General features: G+C 65.2%; 22 protein-coding genes and 1 pseudogene. 11 read left to right on the top strand and 12 right to left on the bottom strand.

Annotation, left to right across the window (positions count from 1 at the left end):
* From ACQY8M_RS34635 to ACQY8M_RS34615, 5 genes are all read left to right on the top strand, one after another.
* On the top strand, positions 1-351 hold the full coding sequence (locus ACQY8M_RS34635; RefSeq protein ID WP_428666170.1) for a dihydroneopterin aldolase: 351 nt from the start codon (positions 1-3) through the stop codon (positions 349-351).
* A gap of 175 nt (positions 352-526) precedes the next feature.
* Positions 527-1,465 carry a DMT family transporter gene (locus ACQY8M_RS34630; RefSeq protein ID WP_428666167.1) on the top strand — a complete coding sequence of 313 codons (939 nt, stop codon included), beginning with the start codon at positions 527-529 and terminating at the stop codon, positions 1,463-1,465.
* Between the two features lie 38 nt (positions 1,466-1,503).
* Complete coding sequence (locus ACQY8M_RS34625; RefSeq protein WP_428666164.1) at positions 1,504-2,382, top strand: DMT family transporter; 879 nt, start codon at positions 1,504-1,506, stop codon at positions 2,380-2,382.
* The gene (locus ACQY8M_RS34620; protein WP_428666161.1) at positions 2,379-2,807 is read left to right on the top strand and encodes a sugar 3,4-ketoisomerase; all 429 of its coding nucleotides are present in this window, start codon (positions 2,379-2,381) and stop codon (positions 2,805-2,807) included. Before ACQY8M_RS34625 ends, ACQY8M_RS34620 begins: the two co-directional genes overlap by 4 nt.
* A complete protein-coding gene (locus tag ACQY8M_RS34615) occupies positions 2,804-3,919 on the top strand; it encodes a DegT/DnrJ/EryC1/StrS family aminotransferase (RefSeq protein WP_428666158.1) in 1,116 nt (371 codons plus the stop codon). Before ACQY8M_RS34620 ends, ACQY8M_RS34615 begins: the two co-directional genes overlap by 4 nt.
* On the opposite strand, the gene ACQY8M_RS34610 is transcribed toward ACQY8M_RS34615, so the two are convergent.
* On the bottom strand, positions 3,892-4,164 hold the full coding sequence (locus ACQY8M_RS34610) for a hypothetical protein (protein WP_428666155.1): 273 nt from the start codon (positions 4,162-4,164) through the stop codon (positions 3,892-3,894). The genes ACQY8M_RS34615 and ACQY8M_RS34610 overlap by 28 nt on opposite strands.
* A gap of 121 nt (positions 4,165-4,285) precedes the next feature.
* Between ACQY8M_RS34610 and ACQY8M_RS34605 the strand changes: the two genes are divergently transcribed.
* The 3 genes from ACQY8M_RS34605 (at position 4,286) to ACQY8M_RS34595 (ending at position 6,852) form a co-directional block, all read left to right on the top strand.
* The gene (locus ACQY8M_RS34605; protein WP_428666152.1) at positions 4,286-5,320 is read left to right on the top strand and encodes an LLM class F420-dependent oxidoreductase; all 1,035 of its coding nucleotides are present in this window, start codon (positions 4,286-4,288) and stop codon (positions 5,318-5,320) included.
* Positions 5,321-5,422: 102 nt separating this feature from the next.
* A complete protein-coding gene (locus tag ACQY8M_RS34600) occupies positions 5,423-6,472 on the top strand; it encodes a sterol desaturase family protein (RefSeq protein ID WP_428675576.1) in 1,050 nt (349 codons plus the stop codon).
* 122 nt (positions 6,473-6,594) lie between these two features.
* Complete coding sequence (locus ACQY8M_RS34595) at positions 6,595-6,852, top strand: hypothetical protein (RefSeq protein ID WP_428666149.1); 258 nt, start codon at positions 6,595-6,597, stop codon at positions 6,850-6,852.
* Between the two features lie 14 nt (positions 6,853-6,866).
* On the opposite strand, the gene ACQY8M_RS34590 is transcribed toward ACQY8M_RS34595, so the two are convergent.
* Positions 6,867-7,805, bottom strand: a complete 939-nt coding sequence (locus ACQY8M_RS34590) for a ferritin-like domain-containing protein (protein ID WP_428666146.1) — start codon at positions 7,803-7,805, stop codon at positions 6,867-6,869.
* A 148-nt stretch (positions 7,806-7,953) separates the two neighbouring features.
* Between ACQY8M_RS34590 and ACQY8M_RS34585 the strand changes: the two genes are divergently transcribed.
* Positions 7,954-8,802: an LLM class F420-dependent oxidoreductase gene (locus tag ACQY8M_RS34585; RefSeq protein WP_428666143.1), complete on the top strand. Its 849-nt coding sequence runs from the start codon at positions 7,954-7,956 to the stop codon at positions 8,800-8,802.
* 117 nt (positions 8,803-8,919) lie between these two features.
* On the opposite strand, the gene ACQY8M_RS34580 is transcribed toward ACQY8M_RS34585, so the two are convergent.
* From ACQY8M_RS34580 to ACQY8M_RS34570, 3 genes are all read right to left on the bottom strand, one after another.
* A complete protein-coding gene (locus ACQY8M_RS34580) occupies positions 8,920-9,390 on the bottom strand; it encodes a YybH family protein (RefSeq protein ID WP_428666141.1) in 471 nt (156 codons plus the stop codon).
* 74 nt (positions 9,391-9,464) lie between these two features.
* On the bottom strand, positions 9,465-9,590 hold the full coding sequence (locus ACQY8M_RS34575; RefSeq protein WP_428666138.1) for a hypothetical protein: 126 nt from the start codon (positions 9,588-9,590) through the stop codon (positions 9,465-9,467).
* On the bottom strand, positions 9,587-10,537 hold the full coding sequence (locus ACQY8M_RS34570; RefSeq protein WP_428666135.1) for an LLM class flavin-dependent oxidoreductase: 951 nt from the start codon (positions 10,535-10,537) through the stop codon (positions 9,587-9,589). Before ACQY8M_RS34570 ends, ACQY8M_RS34575 begins: the two co-directional genes overlap by 4 nt.
* A 60-nt stretch (positions 10,538-10,597) precedes the next feature.
* Between ACQY8M_RS34570 and ACQY8M_RS34565 the strand changes: the two genes are divergently transcribed.
* Complete coding sequence (locus ACQY8M_RS34565; RefSeq protein ID WP_428666133.1) at positions 10,598-11,992, top strand: amidohydrolase family protein; 1,395 nt, start codon at positions 10,598-10,600, stop codon at positions 11,990-11,992.
* 11 nt (positions 11,993-12,003) lie between these two features.
* Complete coding sequence (locus ACQY8M_RS34560; RefSeq protein ID WP_428666130.1) at positions 12,004-12,795, top strand: class I SAM-dependent methyltransferase; 792 nt, start codon at positions 12,004-12,006, stop codon at positions 12,793-12,795.
* Between the two features lie 119 nt (positions 12,796-12,914).
* Here ACQY8M_RS34560 and rfbB read toward each other — a convergent pair whose 3' ends face one another.
* The 7 genes and pseudogenes from rfbB to ACQY8M_RS34525 form a co-directional block, all read right to left on the bottom strand.
* Positions 12,915-13,970, bottom strand: coding sequence for a dTDP-glucose 4,6-dehydratase (gene rfbB / locus ACQY8M_RS34555; protein ID WP_428666127.1), 1,056 nt, complete (start codon positions 13,968-13,970; stop codon positions 12,915-12,917).
* Between the two features lie 46 nt (positions 13,971-14,016).
* Positions 14,017-14,793 (bottom strand): amino acid ABC transporter ATP-binding protein, encoded by a 777-nt coding sequence (locus ACQY8M_RS34550; RefSeq protein ID WP_428666125.1) that lies wholly within the window; start codon positions 14,791-14,793, stop codon positions 14,017-14,019.
* Positions 14,793-16,073, bottom strand: a complete 1,281-nt coding sequence (locus tag ACQY8M_RS34545; RefSeq protein WP_428666122.1) for an amino acid ABC transporter permease — start codon at positions 16,071-16,073, stop codon at positions 14,793-14,795. The genes ACQY8M_RS34550 and ACQY8M_RS34545 overlap by 1 nt, the downstream gene beginning before the upstream one ends.
* 1 nt (position 16,074) lies before the next feature.
* A complete protein-coding gene (locus ACQY8M_RS34540; protein ID WP_428666119.1) occupies positions 16,075-17,262 on the bottom strand; it encodes an amino acid ABC transporter permease in 1,188 nt (395 codons plus the stop codon).
* A gap of 17 nt (positions 17,263-17,279) precedes the next feature.
* The gene (locus ACQY8M_RS34535; RefSeq protein WP_428666115.1) at positions 17,280-18,311 is read right to left on the bottom strand and encodes an amino acid ABC transporter substrate-binding protein; all 1,032 of its coding nucleotides are present in this window, start codon (positions 18,309-18,311) and stop codon (positions 17,280-17,282) included.
* A gap of 4 nt (positions 18,312-18,315) precedes the next feature.
* Positions 18,316-19,347 (bottom strand): amino acid ABC transporter substrate-binding protein, encoded by a 1,032-nt coding sequence (locus ACQY8M_RS34530; protein WP_428666113.1) that lies wholly within the window; start codon positions 19,345-19,347, stop codon positions 18,316-18,318.
* Positions 19,348-19,449: 102 nt separating this feature from the next.
* Positions 19,450-19,584 (bottom strand): annotated as a pseudogene (locus ACQY8M_RS34525) (amino acid ABC transporter substrate-binding protein); the annotation flags it as partial.
* Positions 19,585-19,628: the final 44 nt, after the last annotated feature.

Below are 19,628 nucleotides of genomic sequence, written 5' to 3'. Positions count from 1 at the left end.
ATGGAACGCCGGATTTTCTTCCGCGACTTTCGCCTCAGGGTCTCGATCGGCATTCATGACTTCGAGAAGGAAGGGCCGCAGACCGTCGTCGTGAACGTCGACCTGGGTCTTGCGCCAGCCGACAAGGCGCATGGCGACCGGATCGGCAACGTCCTGAATTACGATGTCGTGCATGACGGCATCATGGCGCTTGCGGGCAGCCGGCACTTCAACTTGCAGGAGACGCTGGTCGACGCGATCCTCGACCTCTGCCTCGCCCAGCCCGGCGTGATCGAGGCGCGCGTGTCGACCGAGAAGCCGGATGTCTACAAGGATTGCCGCGTCGGTTACGAGGCCGCCAGGCGTAAGTAGAGCCAAGTAGAATGATGAATGCCGGCGGCCGCTCGCTTTGATTGCAGATCATGATCTGCAACATGCGTACAATTCCACTGCGGCCTTCCCCCTCCGCCCTTCGGGCACCTCCCCCGTCAGACGGGGGAGGCTGGGTGGGGGAAAGCGACGCGGACGCTCTTACTGAATTGGGCTCATGATCTCTCCTGTAGACGCGGCTGGGGAGCGCAAAGCGCTTCGCCGCGCCACCATTGTCCTGCTTTTCGCCGCACTGATCTGGGGTTCGATGATTCCGGTGCTCTCGGCGCTGACACAGCACTACGACCCTTGGCTGCTGTCGTGGTTGCGCTATGTGCTCGGCATGCCTGTGCTGTGGATCGCGGTGATGTTCAGCACGCGGCCCGTCCTGACGCCGGCGCCGTTGCGCGCCGGTCGGCTGCTGAAGCTTGGCGCCGCGATGACCGTTTTCTCGGTCCTCTACACCTTCGGGGTCGCGCACTCGCATCCCGCCACGGCGGCGATCGTGCTGATGTGCGGGCCGATCACGGCCACAATCCTGTCGCGGATCATGCTTGGCTCGATCATGCCGTCCGGATTTCTCTCCACCCTCGCGCTGGTCGTGGGCGGGGGCGTGGTCGTCGTGCTCGGCACCCCCGGCCGTCCGGCGGGCGGCCTCGGCCTGCGCGGGGGAGAGATCCTGCTGATCGCCGCCCAGCTGTGCTGGAACTGGTATTCGATCCGCGCCCAGCAATGGCTCGCCGATCGTGGCCAGATCATGCTGTCGGCATTGACCACGAGCATGGCGAGCGTGCTGCTGGCCGCGGCCTGCGCCGTAGTGTGGGCGACGGTCGGCATCCAGTGGCCGGACCGGCCGCCGACGGGGGCGGAGGTCGGCATGATGCTCTGGATCGGCGTGCTCGGCGTGGCGGCGGCTATCCTGCTCTGGAACACCGGCGTGTCACTGGTCGGCGTGGCCGTTGCCTCGCTGTTCTCGAATTCGGCACCGGTCTTCGCCATCGGGCTCGCGGCGCTGATGGGCGCGGAACCGAGCTGGCTGCAACTCCTGGGCGGCGCGATCGTGATGGGCGGCATCGCCCTCCATCAGCTGCGCCAGATGCGCCTGACCCGAGGATGACCCGCGAGCGCCGCGATCTGCTGGGCGCCTTCGGCGCCATGCTGTTCGTCGGCGCGAGCTGGGGCGCCAACCTGCCCGTCACGAAAGTGATGCTGGGCCATTTCGACCTCATGCCCATGGCCGCGATACGCACGGCGACAGCTACCGCCACGCTCGCGCTTCTGGTTGTGGTGCTGGAAGGACGCCGCATGCTGCGGCTCGAGCTTGACTGGGGACGCTTCCTGCTGCTCGGACTGATGATGTCGAGCTTCTTCGCCTTCTATGCCATCGGCATCTGGTTCAGCAATCCGATCACGGCCGCAACGATCCAGGTCGCGAGCCCGCTGGTTTCGGCCGCGACTGTCCGCTGGGTGACGGGTGCGCCCTTCGACCGGGGTTTTGGCCTGGCGCTTGGCCTGACCTTGCTGGGAGGCGCGATCCTGTCGGCCAGCGGTCTGTCCGGTGGCGCCTCCTTCGTCTTCGGCGGCGGCGAGCTCATCGTGCTGGCAAGCACGATCCTGTGGACGCTCTACAGCATCAAGGCGCAGGTCTGGTTCAGGCACGCGAGCCAGCTCCAGCGCGCCTATGTAGCCTCGCTGTCGTCGACCGGCTGGCTTCTGCTATGGAGCGTCCTGCTGATATCGTCCGGGCTCTCGCGGTCGCCGTTCGGCGTTGCCGACGGCTGGATCTGGACACAGCTTCTCGGCTTCGCGGTCCTGGCCAGCGGGGTTGCCAGCTACAGCTGGAATGTCGGCGCGTCGCGCCTGGGCGTGGCCATCGCGGCGCTGTGGACGAACCTCGTGCCGTTTTTCGCCGTATTGTGGTCCATGGTGTACGGCTTCGTCCCCAACGCCTACCAGATCGTCGGCGGCTTGGTGGCCCTGAGCGGAGTGGTGTACATGCAGGCACGCAAACTTCAAACGCCGGCGAATTCATGACCTTACCTGCGTTGAAATCCCGCAACTGCCATTGGATCGATGCCCCCGGCGCCGCTGACCCGCGCGGCAGCGTCAATTTCCTCCAGCCCGGCAAGGGCCTCGATTTCGAGCCCAGGCGTCTCTTCTACCTGCACCATGTTGCGCCCGGTCAATGGCGCGGCCGTCACGGCCATCGCCAGACCCAGCTCGTCCTGATCGCCGTCTGCGGGAGCTGCCGCACTCATCTCGACGACGGCACGGTCAAGGAAACCGTCACCCTCGATGATCCGACCAAGGCCCTCTATGTCGCGCCCTGGGTGTGGCACGAGCTGACCGACTTCGCGCCCGGCACGGTTATCGTGGTGCTCGCCTCGACGCTCTACGAGGAGGCCGACTACCTGCGCGACTATGAAATCTTCCGCCGCGAAGTGGGTATGCACCGATGATTCCGTTTCTCGACATGAAGTCGGTCTACACCGAGCTGAAACCGGAACTGGACGCAGCCTACGCCCGGGTGATGGAATCGGGCTGGTTCGTGCTGGGCGAGGAGGTCGAAGCCTTCGAGCAGGAGTACGCCGCCTTCTGCGGCACGCGCCATTGCGTCGGCCTCGGCAATGGCCTGGAAGCGCTGGAACTCACCTTGCGGGCCTGGAATCTCGGCCCCGGCGACGAGGTTATCGTGCCCTCGAACACCTATATCGCGACCTGGCTGGCGGTATCGGCAGTCGGCGCGACGGTGGTGCCGGTCGAGCCTACGTCGACCGGCACGAACATCGATCCCGACCGGATCGCGGCCGCCATCACGCCGCGCACGCGTGCGATCATGCCCGTCCATCTCTATGGCGAACCCGCCGACATGGACGCCATCATGGCGCTGGCGGAAAAGCACGGGCTCAAGGTGGTTGAGGATGTCGCCCAGGCGCAGGGTGCGAAAGTGCGCGGACGCCGGACCGGATCACTCGGCCATGTTGGGGCGCATAGCTTCTTCCCGACCAAGAACATCGGTTCCTTCGGCGATGGCGGCGCGGTGACGACCGACGACGCGGCGGTGGCAGACCGGCTTCGCGCCATGCGTAACTACGGCAGCAAGGTGAAGTATGTGAACATCGAGCGCGGCTACAATTCAAGGCTCGATGAGTTGCACGCTGCCTTCCTTCGGGTGAGGCTGAGGAAGCTCGACGAATGGAACGAGCGCCGGCGGGTGCTGGCGGCGCGCTATGGCGAGCGGCTGGCGGGGATTCCCGGCCTGGGCCTTCCCCGTGTTCCGCAATGGGCGGAGCCGGTGTGGCATCTCTACATCGTGCGCACCAGACACCGCTTGGAGCTGATGGAAACGCTCAACAAGGCCGGGATCGGATCGCTCATTCACTATCCGATCCCGCCGCATCTGCAGCAGGCTTACGCCGATCTGGGCTACACGAAAGGGGCGTTCCCGCTCGCGGAGGCACTTGCCGATACGGTGCTCAGCCTGCCCATCGGGCCGCACGTGAGCCTCGAGTCGATCGATCAAATCGCCGCCGTCGTGCGCACCTACATGTTGCGCTCGGGCGGCGAGTGAATGCCCCGGTAGTTCCGGTAGTAGTCGCCCTGCGAATAGTAATAGCCCGTCGTGCTGGGGTAGGCGTTCGACGGATAAGCGTAGCCCGAGGACGGGGAGACATAGTAGGTGCTGGCCGGAGCACGGTCGCCGTAATACGTCGCGCCCGGACGAGCATAGGCATACTGCGTGCGCTCGCTGTAGCCGCAGCCGGCGGTGAGAGCGGCGAGGGCCACCGCGGCGGTGGTGAACAGAATCTTTCTCATGGTGAACTCCTGCAGCTGAATTCCGTGGTCGCGTGCGGATACAACCCGGAAGTCCGCCAGTGGTTCCCGCCCATAAACCCGCCGCAATGCTATAGTGACCGAACCAAATAGGGGAAACCTCATGAAGCTCGGCCTCTCGATCGGCTACTCCAGGGCGCAGCTCGACGTACCGGTGGCACTGGTGCAGCGCGCCGAGGAGCTCGGCTATGACTCGGTCTGGACTGCCGAGGCCTACGGCTCGGATGCCGTCACGCCACTCGCCTTCCTCGCCGCCAAGACCAGCCGTATCAAGCTCGGCACCGGCATCATGCAGCTTGCCGCACGTACGCCGGCCAATGCCGCGATGTCCGCGGCCACGGTCGATGCGATGGCGGGCGGCGGCCGCTTCATCGCCGGCATCGGCGTGTCGGGCCCGCAGATCGTCGAAGGCTGGTACGGCCAGCCGTGGGGCCGGCCCTACTATCGGATGAAGGATTACGTGGCGATCATGCGCAAGATCTTCGCGCGCGAGGAGCCCGTGACGCATGACGGCAAGGAGATCTCGCTGCCTTATACGGGCGAGGGCTCCGCGGGGCTGGCCAAGCCGTTGAAGTCGATCCTGCACATGAACCAGATCCCGATCTATCTCGCGACCGGCAGCGAGAGCACGGTCAAGCTCACTGCCGAGATCGCCGACGGCTGGCTGCCGATGGGATTCGTGCCGGGCGCGATGGAGGAATACCGGCCGTGGCTCGAGGAGGGCTTCCGCCGCGCCGGCAACGGCAAGGGTTTCCACAGCTTCACCACCCAGGCCTCGGTCCATGTCGAGGTCGAGAACGACGTCAAGGCGGCGCTGCAGCGGCTCAAGCCCGAGGTCGCGCTCTATGTCGGCGGCATGGGGCACAAGACCAAGAACTTCCACAACGACATCATGGTGCGGCGCGGCTTCGGCGATGCCGCAAAGCGCATCCAGGAGCTCTACCTCGCCAAGCGCAAGGACGAGGCGATCGCCGCCGTGCCCGACGAATGGGTCGACCTCAAATCGCTCGTCGGCCCACCGGCCCGGATCAAGGAACGCTATCGCGCATGGGAGGATTCCGGCGCCGATTCGCTCAGCGTCCGCTCGCGCCAGCCCGAGGCGATCGAGGTCATGGCCCAGGCGGCGCGGCTCAATTAGGGCGAGCGCTGGGAGCGCGGGTCTCCAGACCCGCTCGGAATCATGAGCGGGTCTAGAGACCCGCGCTCCCAGCAGGACCAGGAACGTTTATACTTCGTGCCCATGAAGCCACCGCCGATCGTCCGCAAGCCGACTGCCGTCTTTCACCAAACCGGGGCCCTCGAGGTCGGGAAGGGCAAGATCACCGGGGTGATCGCCCTGACCTTGGGCGGCCTCGCCGTGATGTCGGTTCTGGCCTTCCATTTCCCCGAGTATCTGACGACGCCGAACCTGCGGAAGAAATATGACGTCAACGTCCTGCGCGAGATCCTGCTGGTCGGCATGGTGATCGCGGGCGGCCTCGCCCTGGCCAACCTGATCCGGCTGCGCAATCGCTGGCTGAACGGCACAGCGCTGGCCTTGATCGTCGCCGCGGTGGCGATGGGCGGCCATCGCGTGCCGGTCGGCGATTTCCCCGACAACACGCCCTATATCGGTCTCGACTGGTTCATCCTCGACCTGCTGGGCTCCAGCATGGTGTTCATCCTGATCGAGAAGATGTTCCCGCTGCATCGCGACCAGCCGGTGTTCCGGCCGCACTGGCAGGTCGATTTCACGCATTTCATCGTCAACCACCTGCTCGTCGGTCTGGCGCTGCTGATCGTCAACTTCGCCATCCACCGCCTGTTCGGCTGGCTGGTCTATGCGCCGCTGCAGAAATGGATCGGGGGCTTGCCGTTCTTCGCCGAGCTGTTCCTCGTGCTGCTGGTCGCCGATCTGGTGCAGTACTGGACGCATCGCGCCTATCACGAGATCCCGTTCCTGTGGCGCTTCCACGCCGTCCACCACAGTGCCGAATACATGGACTGGATGGCAGGCTCGCGGCTGCATCTGCTCGAGCTGCTGACGACGCGCGTATCGATCCTGGGCGTGCTCTATGTGCTGGGCTTCACCGAGGCGGCGATGAACGTCTACATCATCGTCGTCGGCTTCCAGGCGGTGTTCAATCACGCCAACGTCGCCGTGCCGGCCGTGTTCGCCCGCGCCCCGCTCAAATGGCTGATCGTGACGCCCGACTTTCACCACTGGCACCACAGCTCGGAGCGCGAGGCGATCGACCGCAACTACGCCGCTCACTTCGCCTTCATCGATTACCTGTTCGCACGGCAGTGAAGTCCGACCGGCGCTTTCCGGGCAAGTACGGCGTGGTCGGCGACTACATGCCGGCGACCTACGTTAAGCAACAGCTCTTTCCCTTCACCCGGAAGCGCTAACCGAGAGACCGAGGCATCCGAATGGACGACGAGACCAAGCTGATCACCTCGCGGCTGAGCCGGACGATCACCCGGGATGGGATCACCGTGGAAGTCCTTATCGTGCGTGCAGAAGGCGATCCCGAGTGGACGCTCGAAGTTGTCGATCAAGAAGGTGCCTGCACGGTCTGGGAGGACACGTTCGCGACCGAACAGGACGCCCTGAACGAGCTCTTCCAGACCATCGCCGCCGACGGCATGAGCAGCTTCCTGTGGCGGCCCGACCGGACGCTCCACTGAGCGCCCTCAGGGATTTAAAGGAGCCGTGACGGTCGCTCCCCATCGGCGGACGCCCCCGGTGCCTGCCGGCGTTTGTCGAAGTTCCCCACTCCGGATGACGGCGTGGGACTTCCTGTGTGCCGCATGAAGATGAAGCGGATCGCCGACGTGGCGGCTGGCAATATTGCGCGCCCAAGCACGGGATTGAGGCCGAGAGGTTTCAGCAGCATCTTGACCGCCATGCCAAGCGGAAAGTGGTTCTTGGCGAGCCTGGAAATGCCATCGACGTAGGCCGTGTAGTCACTCCTCTGGAATTCGGTCTCGGGGTTGCGCACGAGAAACACGGACTTGAAGGCATGGAATGCATCCTCGGCCTCGATCTCCGACGCCCGGCTCCAAAGTATCCGCAGCACCGCGGCCCGGCTTGGCCGTTCGTGCGCCTGATAACGAAGAAAATAACGGTAGAAGTGCTTGTAGTGGCGCACCTCGTCGGCACTGATCCTCGCGGCAAGCTGCTTCAGCACGGGCTCACGGCTTTGCTCCGACAACATGCGGTAGAAGCCGGCGGTGCCGGTCTCCACGACGCAGCGCGCCGCCATTTCGAGCGCCCGCGTAGGGGCGAGCTGATCGACGGTGCAAAGGGGAGTATATTCGGCGAGGAAGTGCCGGTAGGCTGCGTCCCAGTCGAAGTCGGGCCACGCGGTCCGAACGTAGCGCCTCAGGGCTTCACCGTGCTGAAGTTCCTCCTTTTGCCAGACGTTCTGCAGCCACTCGACGACTTCGCTGTCGTGGCGGAAATACTCGATCAGATTATAGGTGTAGAGATCCGAGGTGATCTCGATGAAGGATGCCGAGGCCACGGTGTAGAAGAGATGCGTGTCGTCGCGTACCCGATCGCGCGCGAGGGCGTCGTAAGGGATATTGTCCGCCGACCATGAAGCCCCGCCCTTGCAGCGGGCGTATCGCATTGCCATGCAAATCTCGTATTCCGGTGGCGCAGCAGCCTAGCATCATTCAGCACGCAATAGGAGGTCGCGCGAGACGTCCTCCGGCTCCGCGGCAAAGCGTGCGTTGGCCCGCCAGTTCATCCTACACTGACGGCAAGAGAGGGAGAGACGAGCGATGAAAATCGGCGCGGTGATGTTTTTCACGACGGATTCCATGCGACCGGCGCCGCTGGCGAAGGAGCTGGAGGAACGGGGATTCGAATCGCTGTGGGTGCCGGAGCACACGCACATCCCGTCCTCGCGCAAAACGCAGTATCCGGCGGGCGGCGGGTTGGTCCGACCGTACTACGATATCATGGATCCGTTCCTGGTCCTGAACGCGGCAGCCACGGTCACGACCAGGCTCAAGGTCGGCACCGGCATCGCGCTCATCATCCAGCGTGACCCGATCGTCACCGCCAAGGAAGTCTCGACCATCGACCAGCTCTCCAATGGCCGCTTCCTGTTCGGCGTCGGCAATGGCTGGAACCAGGACGAGATCGAGAACCACGGCACCGTGTTCAAGACGCGCCACAAGCTGGCGCGCGAGCGCATCGAGGCGATGAAGACGATCTGGGCCAACGAGGAGCCGGAATATCACGGAGAGTTCGTCAACTTCGACAAGATGAAGCAGTGGCCCAAGCCGTTCCAGAAGCCTCACCCGCCGATCATTGTCGGCGGCCGGCTGGAATATGCCGCCAAGCGCGCCTTCCGCTATGGCGACGGCTGGATCCCGCGCGACGACTGGCTGGAGACCGATGGCGTCGAGTCGATCCACACGTTCCGCAAGATGGCGGCGGATGCCGGCCGCGATCCGGCCAGCCTGCCGATCAGCATCTTCCGCACGCCCGACAGCCTCGACCGGTTGAAGCTCTGCCAGGACGTCGGCATAGACCGCGTGGTCTTCACCCTGCCGGCGGAGAAGGAGGACAAGATCATGCCGATCCTCGACCGCTGGTCCGAGCTGATGCGGCAACTCGGATAGATTGGTCTGCTGGGAGCGCGGCTCTCCAGAGCCGCTCATGATCTTTCATCGGAGCGCGCCACTGGATTGGCGCGCTCCTCCGAGCATGAGCGGGTCTGGAGACCCGCGCTCCCAGCGTCAGATCCCGCCCGGCCGCGGGCCCATGTCGCCTTCCGAGAAGTGTGCGTGGAGGACGCGCCAGGCGTCGCCCTCCTTATGGAAGACCAGGGTCGAGCGGCTCATGAATTCCTGGCCCTGGTAATGGATGTCGCGCGGCGGCTGGACGCCGGTGCCGACCCATTCGCGCTGGCAGCGGCGGTGGCACCAGATGACGGCCATGTCGCCGCCGACCTCGCCGCCGATGTCGTAGGGCGTCCAGTAGGAGCCCTTCACGTTCTGGATGTAGAAGGCCCACAACCGGACCCAGTGCGCAGCGCCGTTGTAGGTATGGCCGTTGAGATTGAAGAAGGTGGCGTGCGGCGCCGAGCTCCAGATCGGCTCGATCGCGGGCCAGTCGAACTTGCCGTTGGCGACCAGGTATTCCTCATGCAGCGCCAGCAGCTTCTGGCGGTCGGCCTCGCTGCCGCCGACGATCTTCGCTTCCGTCATTTTCATTCCTGAGTGTCAGTCCGCTTTGGCGCCGGACCTTATCACCACCTCGCGCCACTTCACGGCCTCTTCCTTCACGAAGGCGCCGGCCCGCGCTCGGCCGTGCTGATGGCGAGCGCCCGTACGCCGCCGCCCTTGTTGTCGACCATGCACGGCACCTTCAGCTCGGCGGGGAGCTGCTCGCAGAGAAGGCGTTTCATGCGCCGGAAGCTCGCAAAAGATAGGCCATGTCCGCGAGCGGATCGGCGCCGACGAAGGTCAGGACGAGGTCGGTGATGCCCGCCGCTTCGTAGTCGGAGAGGCGGCGGCGGATATCGTCGGCGTCGCCGGCAACCGAGAAGGCCTCGACGAACCGCTCGTCGGGCTCCGAGGTCGCGAAATCGGCTTCGGGAATGCCGCTGTAGGTGACCAGGCTGGTGCGCGCGGCGGGCACTTTCTGCGCCAGGCCCCAGAAGGTCTTGAGCATGCCGGCCAGCACCGGTTTGATTGTTGCGATGGCCTGCGCGCGGTCAGGCCCGACGGCACAGGGCACGTACTGCACCACGCGCGTGGCCGCGGCGGCCCGCTTGGCGTGAGCGGCGAAGCCGGGCGGGCACATGTTGGAGATCATCAGCCCGTCGGCGATGCGGCCGCATAATGCCAATGCCTGCTCACCGCGCGCTGCCATCAGCAGGGAAAGGTCCGAGCGTAGCGGCCTGTAGGAGAGCTTCGCGTCCTCGACGGAGAACACCGAGCCCTTGTGGGTGAAGCTCTCGCCGCGCAGCAGTCCGCGCACGATCGCGAATGTGTCGCGCAACGCTCCAAGCGGACGCGAATTGTCGATGCCGAGTTTTCGGATCGGAGCGGCGAGGCCGGATCCGATGCCGAGCGAGGTGCGACCGCCCGACAACTCGTCGAGCGCACCGATCTCCATTGCGATCTGCGCCGGATGGCGGAGGTACGGGTTCCAGACGCCGATCCCCAGCTCGATCGTGCGCGTGGCCAGGGCGCAGCCCGCGAGGGCGGCCATGACACCGCGCTCCATCGGGTTCTCCGCGAACCAGACCGAGGAAAAGCCGTTCTGCTCGGCAGCTGCGGCAAGCTCGACGCACCGTCGCGCATCGAGGCCGCCATGCAGGCGGATGCCAACTCTCAATTCACTCGCCATCCGCCGCTCCCTTGCCGGCATGTATATTGCCAGCATGAATGCCGAGTGGGGAGGTGGCCTTTGACGACCCGTCTTGCCGTGCGTGCGCGCTGGGCGCTGATTCATGAGGACGGCGGTCCGCGAATCGTCGGCGACCGTTGGATCGTGGTCGAAGGCGACCGGATCGCCGCGATCGCTGGCGACCGGCCGGGCGGCGTCGACGTCGTGGTCGACCGGCCCAACCTGTTCGTGCTGCCGGGCCTGATCAACCTGCACAATCATGTCTTCACCGAATCGCTGATCCGCGGCCGGTCGGAGGACCTGTCGAAGGCGCTCTACGAGACCAACCTCGTCTACGGGCTGCTGATGCCGTTCGGGCAGCTTGCCATGCAGCACCTGTCGCCGACGGAGTGCGAGGCGATTGCCGAGTTCGGCCTGATGCAGCTCATGAAGAGCGGCGTGACCACGCTGATGGAATCCTTCCGCGCCGGGCTGACCGATCCGTTCGTCGCCGCCGCCACGCGCGCCGGTTTGCGCTTCTATGCGGGACCCTATCTCTTCTCGACGCCCGATCTCGACATCGATGCCGAGGGCAAGCCGACCTACCGCGCCGGCTCGGGCGACGCCGACGCGGCCTCGCTCGCGGAATGGCGCGCCCTGCACCAGCGCCATAACGGCGGGGCGGGCGACCGCGTCCGTGTGATCCTGTCGCCGCACGCCACCGACACCTGCGGTCCCGACCTGCTCCGCGCCACGCGCCGGCTGGCCGACGAGATCGGTTGCCTTGCGACCATCCATGTCGCGCAAAGCCGCGAGGAGGTCGAGAAGAGCCGGCAGCTGCACGGCCGCTCGCCGACCGAACTCCTCGAATGGACCGGCCTGCTGGGGCGTGACGCCCTGCTGGCGCACTGCTGCTTCTCTTCCGATTCCGACCTCGACATCGTCAAGCGCTTCGGCGCGACAGTGATCAACTGCCCACGTACCTTCGCCCGCGGCGGCGTCACGGCGGCGTTTGGGCGCTTCCACGACCATGGCCTGCGTACCGTCGTGGCGACCGACGGCTACGTGCCCGACATTATCAGCGAGCTGCGCACGGCCGGCATGGTGTCGAAGCTCGCGGCCAACGACCCGGGCGTGGCGACGGCGGCGCAGCTGGTCGATGCCGTGACCGGACAGGCCGCGGCGGCACTCGGCCGCGACGATGTCGGTCGGTTGGCGCCCGGCGCGCGGGCCGACCTCGTGGCGGTCGATCTCGGCGGTGTCCACGTTGCGCCGGTAGTCGATCCGGTGAATGCGCTGGTCTGGCGCGCCCATGCCTCGGACGTGTGGGCGAGCGTGGTCGACGGCCGGCTGGTGGTTGGCGAGGGCCGCTATCTCGCCGGAGACGAGCCGGCGATCGTGGCGCGAGCCGTCGCGGCGATCGACAAGGTCACGCGCATCGGCGAATCGGCGGGCATTCTCGGGCGGGCGAAGTGAGGGCAGGGTAGATGGCGGAAGCGTTCAAGGCGATCGGCGCCGACGGCTACGATCGCATCATGGGCCGCATCAGCGTGCGGCTCGCGACGCCTTTCATCGTCTTTGCAGGCCGTACGCCGGGCGAGAGGATTCTCGACGTCGGCTGCGGCACGGGCAGCCTGACCTTCGCGCTCTCGGGCTTCGGCGATCATGCGGAGATCGTCGGGGTAGACATTGGCGAACCGTTCCTCGCCGCCGCGCGCGACCGCAACACCGATCCGCGTACCAGCTTCCGTGTCGCCAGTGCGACGTCGCTGCCGTTTCCCGACGGCCATTTCGACCGCGCGCTGTCGCAGCTCGTGCTGCAGTTCGTGCCCGATTCGCTCGCGGCAGTGTACGAAATGCGGCGTGTCGTGCGGCCGGGCGGGACGGTTTCAGCCTGCGTCTGGGATGCATACGGGGGCCAACCGCACATCCGCATGATCTGGGACGCTGCCGCGGTGCTCGGCCTGATTGGCACGCACGCGATCATCCGTCCGCTCAGCACCGAAGGCGAGATGGCTGCTCTCTGGCAGCGCGCCGGTCTGACCGACGTCATCGAGAGCGAGATCTCCATGCGCTTCGCCTTCGAGGATTTCGACGACTACTGGTCGCCCTATCTGACCGGCAACGGTCCCTTGGGCGAGATGGTGATGAGCCTCACGGCCAGACAGCGCGCCACGCTCGAGGAACGGATGCGCTTCGTCTACCTCAGCGGCCGTCCCGATGGCCGCCGCTCCTTCGTCTCGACAGCGTGGGTCTGCAAGGGGACCGTCCCCGGCTGACTCGCGACCTACTCAAGAACGACGATGGTGGGCGTGCCGACGTTGGCGCTTTCGGTGAGGATGGCTTCTCCGTTGGACAGCCTTGAGAACGGGCCGCTGTGCTCGTGGTTGCGTGTCCGTCAGCCCGGCAGGCCGAGCCGCTCCCCACGATAGGCGCCGCTCATGATGCGTTCCCACCAGACCTTGTGGTTGAGGAACCACCGCACCGTGTCGCGCAGGCCGTTGTCAAATGTGTGGCGCGGCTGCCAGCCGAGCTCGCGCCGGATCTTCGACGCATCGATCGCGTAGCGCGCGTCGTGCCCGGGCCGGTCGGTGACGAACTCGATCAGATTTTCGTGCGGGCGATTCGGGCTGTCGGGCAGCATCTCGTCGAGCAGGCGGCAAATCGTGCGGACGACGTCGATGTTCTGCCGCTCGCTGTCGCCACCGACGTTGTAGTTCTCGCCCGGTCGGCCCCTGGTCAGCACGGTGATCAGCGCCTCGGCGTGGTCCTCGACATGCAGCCAGTCGCGCACGTTCGCTCCCTTGCCGTAGACCGGCAGCCGCTCGCCGCGCAGCGCGCGGATGATCACCAGCGGGATCAATTTCTCGGGGAAGTGGTAGGGACCGTAGTTGTTGGAGCAGTTGGTGGTGAGCACCGGCAGGCCGTAGGTGTGATGCCAGGCGCGCACCAGATGGTCCGATGCGGCCTTGCTCGCCGAGTAGGGCGAGTTGGGCGCGTAGGGCGTGGTCTCCGTGAATTTGCCGGTGGAACCGAGCGAGCCGAACACCTCGTCGGTCGAGATGTGCTGGAAGCGGAAGCCCTGGCGGGCCTCGGCGTCGAGCGTGCGCCAATAGGCGAGAGCGGCCTCGAGCAGCGTGTAGGTGCCGCCGACATTGGTGTCGATGAAGGGCGCCGCGCCGTCGATCGAGCGGTCGACATGGCTTTCCGCGGCGAGGTGCAGGACGGCGTCGGGCCTCGTTTCGATGAAGACCGCGTCGAGCGCTGCCCGGTCGCGAATGTCGACCTTGTGGTGGCGATGGCGGTTGCTGGCGCGGGCCTCGCCCAGAGACTCGAGGTTGCCAGCGTAGGTCAGCACGTCGACGTTGGCGACCGACCAGTCGGTGGTGCGGATCACGTGCCGCACGACCGCCGAGCCGATGAATCCCGCGCCGCCGGTGATCAGGAGTTTCATGTTCTGCTCTTGTGGACAGCGCGCAGGTTGCGCGCGGTCCAGGAGATCAATGATGCAGGATCTGGCCGAGGAAGAGCTTGGTGCGCTCGTTCTTCGGATGGGCGAAGAACTCCTCGGGTTCGTTCTGCTCGACGATCTCGCCGCGGTCCATGAAGATCACGCGGTCGGCCACGGCGCGGGCGAAGCCCATCTCGTGAGTCACGCAGATCATGGTCATGCCCTCGCGCGCCAGCTCGACCATGACGTCGAGCACTTCCTTGACCATCTCGGGGTCGAGGGCGGAGGTCGGCTCGTCGAACAACATGATCTTGGGCCGCATGCAGAGCGCGCGGGCGATCGCCACGCGCTGCTGCTGGCCGCCGGAGAGCTGGCCTGGATACTTGCTGGCCTGCTCCGGGATGCGCACGCGCTTCAGCAGGCCCATCGCCACCTCCTCGGCGTCCTTCTTGGGCATCTTCTTCACCCAGATCGGCGCCAGGGTGAGGTTGTCGAGGATGGTGAGGTGCGGGAACAGGTTGAACGACTGGAACACCATGCCGACCTCGCGGCGGATGGCCTCGATGTTCTTGACGTCGTTAGAGAGCGTCACACCGTCGACGATGATGTCGCCCTGCTGGTGCTCCTCGAGCCGGTTGATGCAGCGGATCAGGGTCGACTTGCCCGATCCCGACGGGCCGCAGACGACGATCTTCTCGCCCAGCTTCACGTCGAGGTTGATGTCGGAAAGCACGTGGAACTGGCCGTACCACTTGTTCACGCCCCGGAGCGTGATCACTGAGGGAGCCTTCAGGAGCTCCTGAGCGTGGGCTGCATTGGTGGCCATCAGCGTCTGGTCCCCTTGTTGAGCTCGATTTCGAGATGCTTGGAGTAGCGCGACATCGAATAGCAGAAGCAAAAATAGACGAAGGCGGCGAACAGGTAGACCTCGCCCGGGAACCCGGCCCAGTTGGGGTCGACCAGGGCCTGGTTGGCCGTGTTCAGGAAGTCGAAGATGCCGATGATCAGCACCAGCGAGGTGTCCTTGAAGAAGCCGATGAAGGTGTTGATCAGTGGTGGGATCACCACCCGCAGGGCCTGCGGCAGGATGATCAGCGTCGTCTTCTGGAAGTAGTTGAGGCCCATCGCGTCGGCCGCCTCGAACTGGCCCTTGGGCAGCGACTGAAGGCCGCCGCGGATGATCTCGGCGATGTAGGCGCCGGCAAACAGGATCACCGCCACCTGAGCGCGAAGGAACTTGTCGATGGTCATGCCCGAGGGGAGGAACAGCGGCAGCATGACCGAGGCCATGATCAGCAGGCTGATCAGCGGCACGCCGCGGATCAGCTCGATGAAGCCGACGCACAGGCCCTTGATCAGGGGCAGGTTGGAGCGCCGGCCGAGTGCCAGCAGGATGCCGAACGGGAAGGCGAACACCAGGCCGTAGGTGGCCAGGATCAGCGTCACCGGGATGCCACCCCACAGGCCGGTCTCGACGTAGCTGAGCGGCGCGATAGCGAGGCTCCAGGCCGGCAGCACGTCGGCGAGGCGCAGCACCAGCCCGATCGCGCCGATCCCGGCGAGTGCCCGCCAGCCATTGATCTCGGCCGGTGCGGCGACGGCGCCGCGCAGGATCATGCCCAGTCCGCCGGCTGCCAGCGCAACGAACAGAATCAGGCCGATCGAGATATGGAGCTGGCCGAACATCAGCAGGAAAGTGACGAAGGTGCCGACGCCCCAGATCAGGAGCAGTCGCTTGTTCCACATCCGCCGATCCGCGCTCAGGATCAGCATCGCCAGCATGGCGATGACGGCGAACAGCGGCCGCCAATGCTGCTCGTACGGAAACGAGCCGAAGAAGATGTAGCGGTACTTCTCGGAGATCAGCGCCCAGCAGGCGCCATGGCCGCGACATTCGGCGCCGGTCGCGGCCTTGAAGGTCGCGGTGAACACCGCCCAGTTCAGGAACCATGAGAGCAACCAGCCGAAGAACAGCGCCAGCACGATCGTGGTGATGCCGTTGCCCCAGCTCGAGAACAGGTTCTTGCGCGCCCAGCCGAACGCGCCGGTGTCTACGGTCGGGGGGGCGAGTTGCCGGCGTTCGCCGACAGGCAGGGCGTCGGTCATGTCAGCGCTCCCGCAGCGCGATGCGCTTGTTGTACCAGTTCATGAAGGCCGAGATCGACAGGCTGACCGACAGGTAGGCAGCCATGATGATCAGGATGTTCTCGATCGCCTGGCCGGTCTGGTTGATGGTGACGTTGACCGACGCAACCAGGTCGGGATAGCCGATCGCGATCGCAAGCGAGCTGTTCTTGGTGATGTTGAGATACTGGCTGGTCATCGGCGGCACGATGATGCGCAGCGCCTGCGGCAGCAGGACGAGCCGCATCACCTGCGTGCGCGACAGGCCGATCGCCATCGCCGCTTCGCTCTGGCCCTTGTTGAGGGCCAGGATGCCGGAGCGGACGATCTCGGCCACGAAGGCGGAAGTGTAGAGCACGAGGCCGACCAGCAGCGCGGTGAACTCCGGCTGGATCACCGTCCCGCCCTCGAAATTGAAGCCCTTGAGCTCGGGCCAGCTCATGTGGTGCGGCGCGCCGCCCAGCAGCCAGACGAGAAGCGGCAGGCCCAGCACCAGTCCGGCGCCTGCCGACAAGACGGGGAAAGGCTGGCCGGTAGCGTCCTGACGCTTTTTTGCCCAACGCTTCGTTACGAAGGCCGCCACGATGCCGACCAACAGCGCGATGCCCATCCATTGATGGATCGGATCGGCGAGGGGCACCGGGAAGTAGAGCCCGCGATTGGAGAGGAAGAACGAGCTCAGGACGTTGATCGCCTGGCGGGGGCCGGGAAAGGCCTCGCTGATCAGCTTGTAGATCAGGAACAGCCACAGCAGCAGCGGCACGTTCCGAAACATCTCGACATAGCCTTCGCAGACCTTGGACAGCAGCCAGTTGGGCGAGAGCCGGCCGACGCCGATCAGCGTGCCGAGGATGGTGGACAAGATGATGCCCAGCACGGCCACCTTCAGCGTGTTGAGCAGGCCGACGAAAATCGCGCGCGCGTAGGTGCTGGCCGGCGAGTAGGAGATCATCGTGTCGCCGATCTCGAAGCCTGCCTCGCGCTCGAGATAGTGGAAGCCCGACGCGATCTTCTGGCGCTGCAGGTTTTCGACGGTGTTGGAGACGAGGAACCAGGCGAGCGCGGCGACAAGGCCGACGACGACGATCTGGAAGACCCAGCCGCGGATGACCGGGTCGTTCCAGGGCGAAACCTTCGCCCGTGACCGGGAGCCGAGTGTCTCGACTGCCATGCGCTGAACTCCCTGAGCTAGCGGATCGGCGGAGCGTATTGCAGACCGCCCTGGGTCCACAGCTTGTTCACGCCTCGATCGATCTTGAGCGGCGAATTCGGCCCGACGTGCTTGTCGAAGCTTTCGCCGTAGTTCCCGACCTGCTTGATGATGTTGTAGACCCACTTTTCCTCGACCCCGAGCGCCTTGCCCATGCCGGGGGTGACGCCGAGGATGCGTTTGATCGTCGGATTCTCGCTCTTCAGCATCTCGTCGACGTTTTTCGACGTGATGCCGTACTCCTCCGCCTCCAGCATGGCGTACTGCGCCCATCGTACGATGTCGGTGAACTGGTTGTCGCCATGACGGACCATCGGGCCCAACGGCTCCTTGGAGATGATCTCCGGCAGGATGATGAAATCCTCGGGCGTGGACGGCGCCGGCACGTTGGCGACGCGCGTGGCGGCGAGGCTCGAGACGTCGGTCGTGTAGACGTCGCAGCGGCCCGAGAAGAAGGCGGCGCGGATCTCCTCGACCTTCTCGATCACCACCGGCTTGAAGCTCATCTTGTTGGCGCGGAAATAATCCGCGAGATTGAGCTCGGTCGTGGTCCCTGGTGCGACGCAGACCGTAGCGCCGTTCAACTCCTTGGCGCTCTTCAGCCCGAGCTTCTTGGGCACCATGAATCCCTGGCCGTCATAGTAGGTGATGGCCGTGAAATCGAGGCCGAGCGCGGTATCGCGGGTCAGCGTGATCGTCGTGTTGTTCGACAGCAGGTCGACTTCGCTCGACTGCAGCGCGGTGAAGCGCTGCTGCGAGGTGAGGGGCACGTACTTGACCTTCTCCGAGTCTCCGAAGATGGCGGCCGAGACGGCGCGGCAGACATCGATGTCGAGCCCGACCCACTTGCCTTGGCTGTCGGCGACGGCGAAGCCCGCGATTCCGGTCGGCACGCCGCAAATCAGCGCCCCGCGCGCCTTGATGGCATCGAGATCCTTGCCCGCCATCGCGGTGCCCGAGGCAAGCGCGATCGCCAGTCCTGCAGCTGCTGCAATCAATGGATGTTTCATGGTGTCACCGGATCGGCGGGGCGTACTGAAGGCCGCCCTGCGTCCAAAGCTTGTTGAGGCCGCGATCGATCTTGAGCAGCGAGCCCTGTCCGACGTTGCGCTCGAAGCTTTCGCCGTAGTTCCCGACCTGCTTGACGATGTTGTAGACCCACTTCTCGTCGACGCCGAGCGCCTTGCCCATGCCCGGCGTGACGCCGAGGATCCGCTTGATTGAGGGGTTCTCGCTCTTCAGCATGTCGTCGACGTTCTTGGAATGGATGCCGTACTCCTCGGCCTCGACCATCGCGTACTGCGACCAGCGGACGATGTCGGCGAACTGGTGGTCGCCATGGCGCACGGCCGGCGCCAGCGGCTCCTTGGAGATGATCTCGGGCAGGACGATGAAGTCCTCGGCCTTCAGCGGCGGCGGCGTGTTGGCGGCGCGTGTCGAATAGAGGCTCGACGAGTCGTTGGTGTAGACATCGCAACGGCCCGAGAAGAAGGCCGCACGGATCTCCTCGACCTTCTCGATGACCACCGGCTTGAAGGTCATCTTCATGGTCCGGAAGTAATCGGCGAGGTTGAGCTCGGTGGTGGTGCCGGGCGCCACGCACACGGTCGCGCCATTCAGCTCCTTGGCGCTTTTCACGCCGAGCTTCTTGGGCACCAGGAAGCCTTGGCCGTCATAGTAGGTGACGGCGGTGAAATCGAGGCCGAGCGCGGTGTCGCGGGTCAGCGTCTCGGTTGTATTGTTAGAGAGGATATCGACCTCGCCCGACTGCAGCGCGGTGAAGCGCTGCTGCGCGGACAGCGGCACATATTTCACCTTTTCGGAGTCGCCGAAGATGGCGGCAGCAACGGCCCGGCAGACATCGACATCGAGCCCGACCCACTTGCCCTGGCTGTCGGCCATCATGAAACCGGCTGTACCCGTGCCGACGCCGCAGATCAGGCTGCCGCGAGACCGCACCGAATCGAGGTCCTTGCCGGCCATCGCGTTTCCGGATGCCAGGACCGCTCCCAGGCCCAAGGCCGCAGCCAGTGAAATCTTTCCCATCGTGCCTCCCGCTTCTTTCTTGCCCCAAGTGTCGCCTTGGCAGGGCTTGCAAGCAACAGGCCAAATGCAACGGCCCCTGGGCGATGCGACGTCCGCCAGGCCTCAGCGGATCGGCGGCGCGTCTTGCAGGCCGCCCTGGGCCCAAAGCTTGTCGAGGCCACGCTCGATCTTCAACGGGCTGTGCTTGCCGACATTGCGTTCGAAGCTCTCGCCGTAGTTCCCAAGCTGCTTGACGATGGGCTAGACCCACTTCCGACGACGCCGAGCGCCTTGCCCATCCC

Origin of the sequence: Reyranella sp. (genome assembly GCF_965279465.1) — a bacterium.
Classification (GTDB): Bacteria; Pseudomonadota; Alphaproteobacteria; order Reyranellales; family Reyranellaceae; genus Reyranella.
This window is presented reverse-complemented; position numbering and strand designations above follow the sequence as displayed.

What these genes read in the sequence shown, in the direction of transcription:
- ACQY8M_RS34635 (WP_428666170.1), top strand. Translation starts at nt 1, where the DNA reads ATGGAACGCCGGATTTTCTTCCGCGACTTTCGCCTCAGGGTCTCGATC.
- ACQY8M_RS34630 (WP_428666167.1), top strand. Translation starts at nt 527, where the DNA reads ATGATCTCTCCTGTAGACGCGGCTGGGGAGCGCAAAGCGCTTCGCCGC.
- ACQY8M_RS34625 (WP_428666164.1), top strand. Translation starts at nt 1,504, where the DNA reads ATGCTGTTCGTCGGCGCGAGCTGGGGCGCCAACCTGCCCGTCACGAAA.
- ACQY8M_RS34620 (WP_428666161.1), top strand. Translation starts at nt 2,379, where the DNA reads ATGACCTTACCTGCGTTGAAATCCCGCAACTGCCATTGGATCGATGCC.
- ACQY8M_RS34615 (WP_428666158.1), top strand. Translation starts at nt 2,804, where the DNA reads ATGATTCCGTTTCTCGACATGAAGTCGGTCTACACCGAGCTGAAACCG.
- ACQY8M_RS34610 (WP_428666155.1), bottom strand. Translation starts at nt 4,164, where the DNA reads ATGAGAAAGATTCTGTTCACCACCGCCGCGGTGGCCCTCGCCGCTCTC.
- ACQY8M_RS34605 (WP_428666152.1), top strand. Translation starts at nt 4,286, where the DNA reads ATGAAGCTCGGCCTCTCGATCGGCTACTCCAGGGCGCAGCTCGACGTA.
- ACQY8M_RS34600 (WP_428675576.1), top strand. Translation starts at nt 5,423, where the DNA reads ATGAAGCCACCGCCGATCGTCCGCAAGCCGACTGCCGTCTTTCACCAA.
- ACQY8M_RS34595 (WP_428666149.1), top strand. Translation starts at nt 6,595, where the DNA reads ATGGACGACGAGACCAAGCTGATCACCTCGCGGCTGAGCCGGACGATC.
- ACQY8M_RS34590 (WP_428666146.1), bottom strand. Translation starts at nt 7,805, where the DNA reads ATGGCAATGCGATACGCCCGCTGCAAGGGCGGGGCTTCATGGTCGGCG.
- ACQY8M_RS34585 (WP_428666143.1), top strand. Translation starts at nt 7,954, where the DNA reads ATGAAAATCGGCGCGGTGATGTTTTTCACGACGGATTCCATGCGACCG.
- ACQY8M_RS34580 (WP_428666141.1), bottom strand. Translation starts at nt 9,390, where the DNA reads ATGACGGAAGCGAAGATCGTCGGCGGCAGCGAGGCCGACCGCCAGAAG.
- ACQY8M_RS34575 (WP_428666138.1), bottom strand. Translation starts at nt 9,590, where the DNA reads ATGAAACGCCTTCTCTGCGAGCAGCTCCCCGCCGAGCTGAAGGTGCCG.
- ACQY8M_RS34570 (WP_428666135.1), bottom strand. Translation starts at nt 10,537, where the DNA reads ATGGCGAGTGAATTGAGAGTTGGCATCCGCCTGCATGGCGGCCTCGAT.
- ACQY8M_RS34560 (WP_428666130.1), top strand. Translation starts at nt 12,004, where the DNA reads ATGGCGGAAGCGTTCAAGGCGATCGGCGCCGACGGCTACGATCGCATC.
- rfbB (WP_428666127.1), bottom strand. Translation starts at nt 13,970, where the DNA reads ATGAAACTCCTGATCACCGGCGGCGCGGGATTCATCGGCTCGGCGGTC.
- ACQY8M_RS34550 (WP_428666125.1), bottom strand. Translation starts at nt 14,793, where the DNA reads ATGGCCACCAATGCAGCCCACGCTCAGGAGCTCCTGAAGGCTCCCTCA.
- ACQY8M_RS34545 (WP_428666122.1), bottom strand. Translation starts at nt 16,073, where the DNA reads ATGACCGACGCCCTGCCTGTCGGCGAACGCCGGCAACTCGCCCCCCCG.
- ACQY8M_RS34540 (WP_428666119.1), bottom strand. Translation starts at nt 17,262, where the DNA reads ATGGCAGTCGAGACACTCGGCTCCCGGTCACGGGCGAAGGTTTCGCCC.
- ACQY8M_RS34535 (WP_428666115.1), bottom strand. Translation starts at nt 18,311, where the DNA reads ATGAAACATCCATTGATTGCAGCAGCTGCAGGACTGGCGATCGCGCTT.
- ACQY8M_RS34530 (WP_428666113.1), bottom strand. Translation starts at nt 19,347, where the DNA reads ATGGGAAAGATTTCACTGGCTGCGGCCTTGGGCCTGGGAGCGGTCCTG.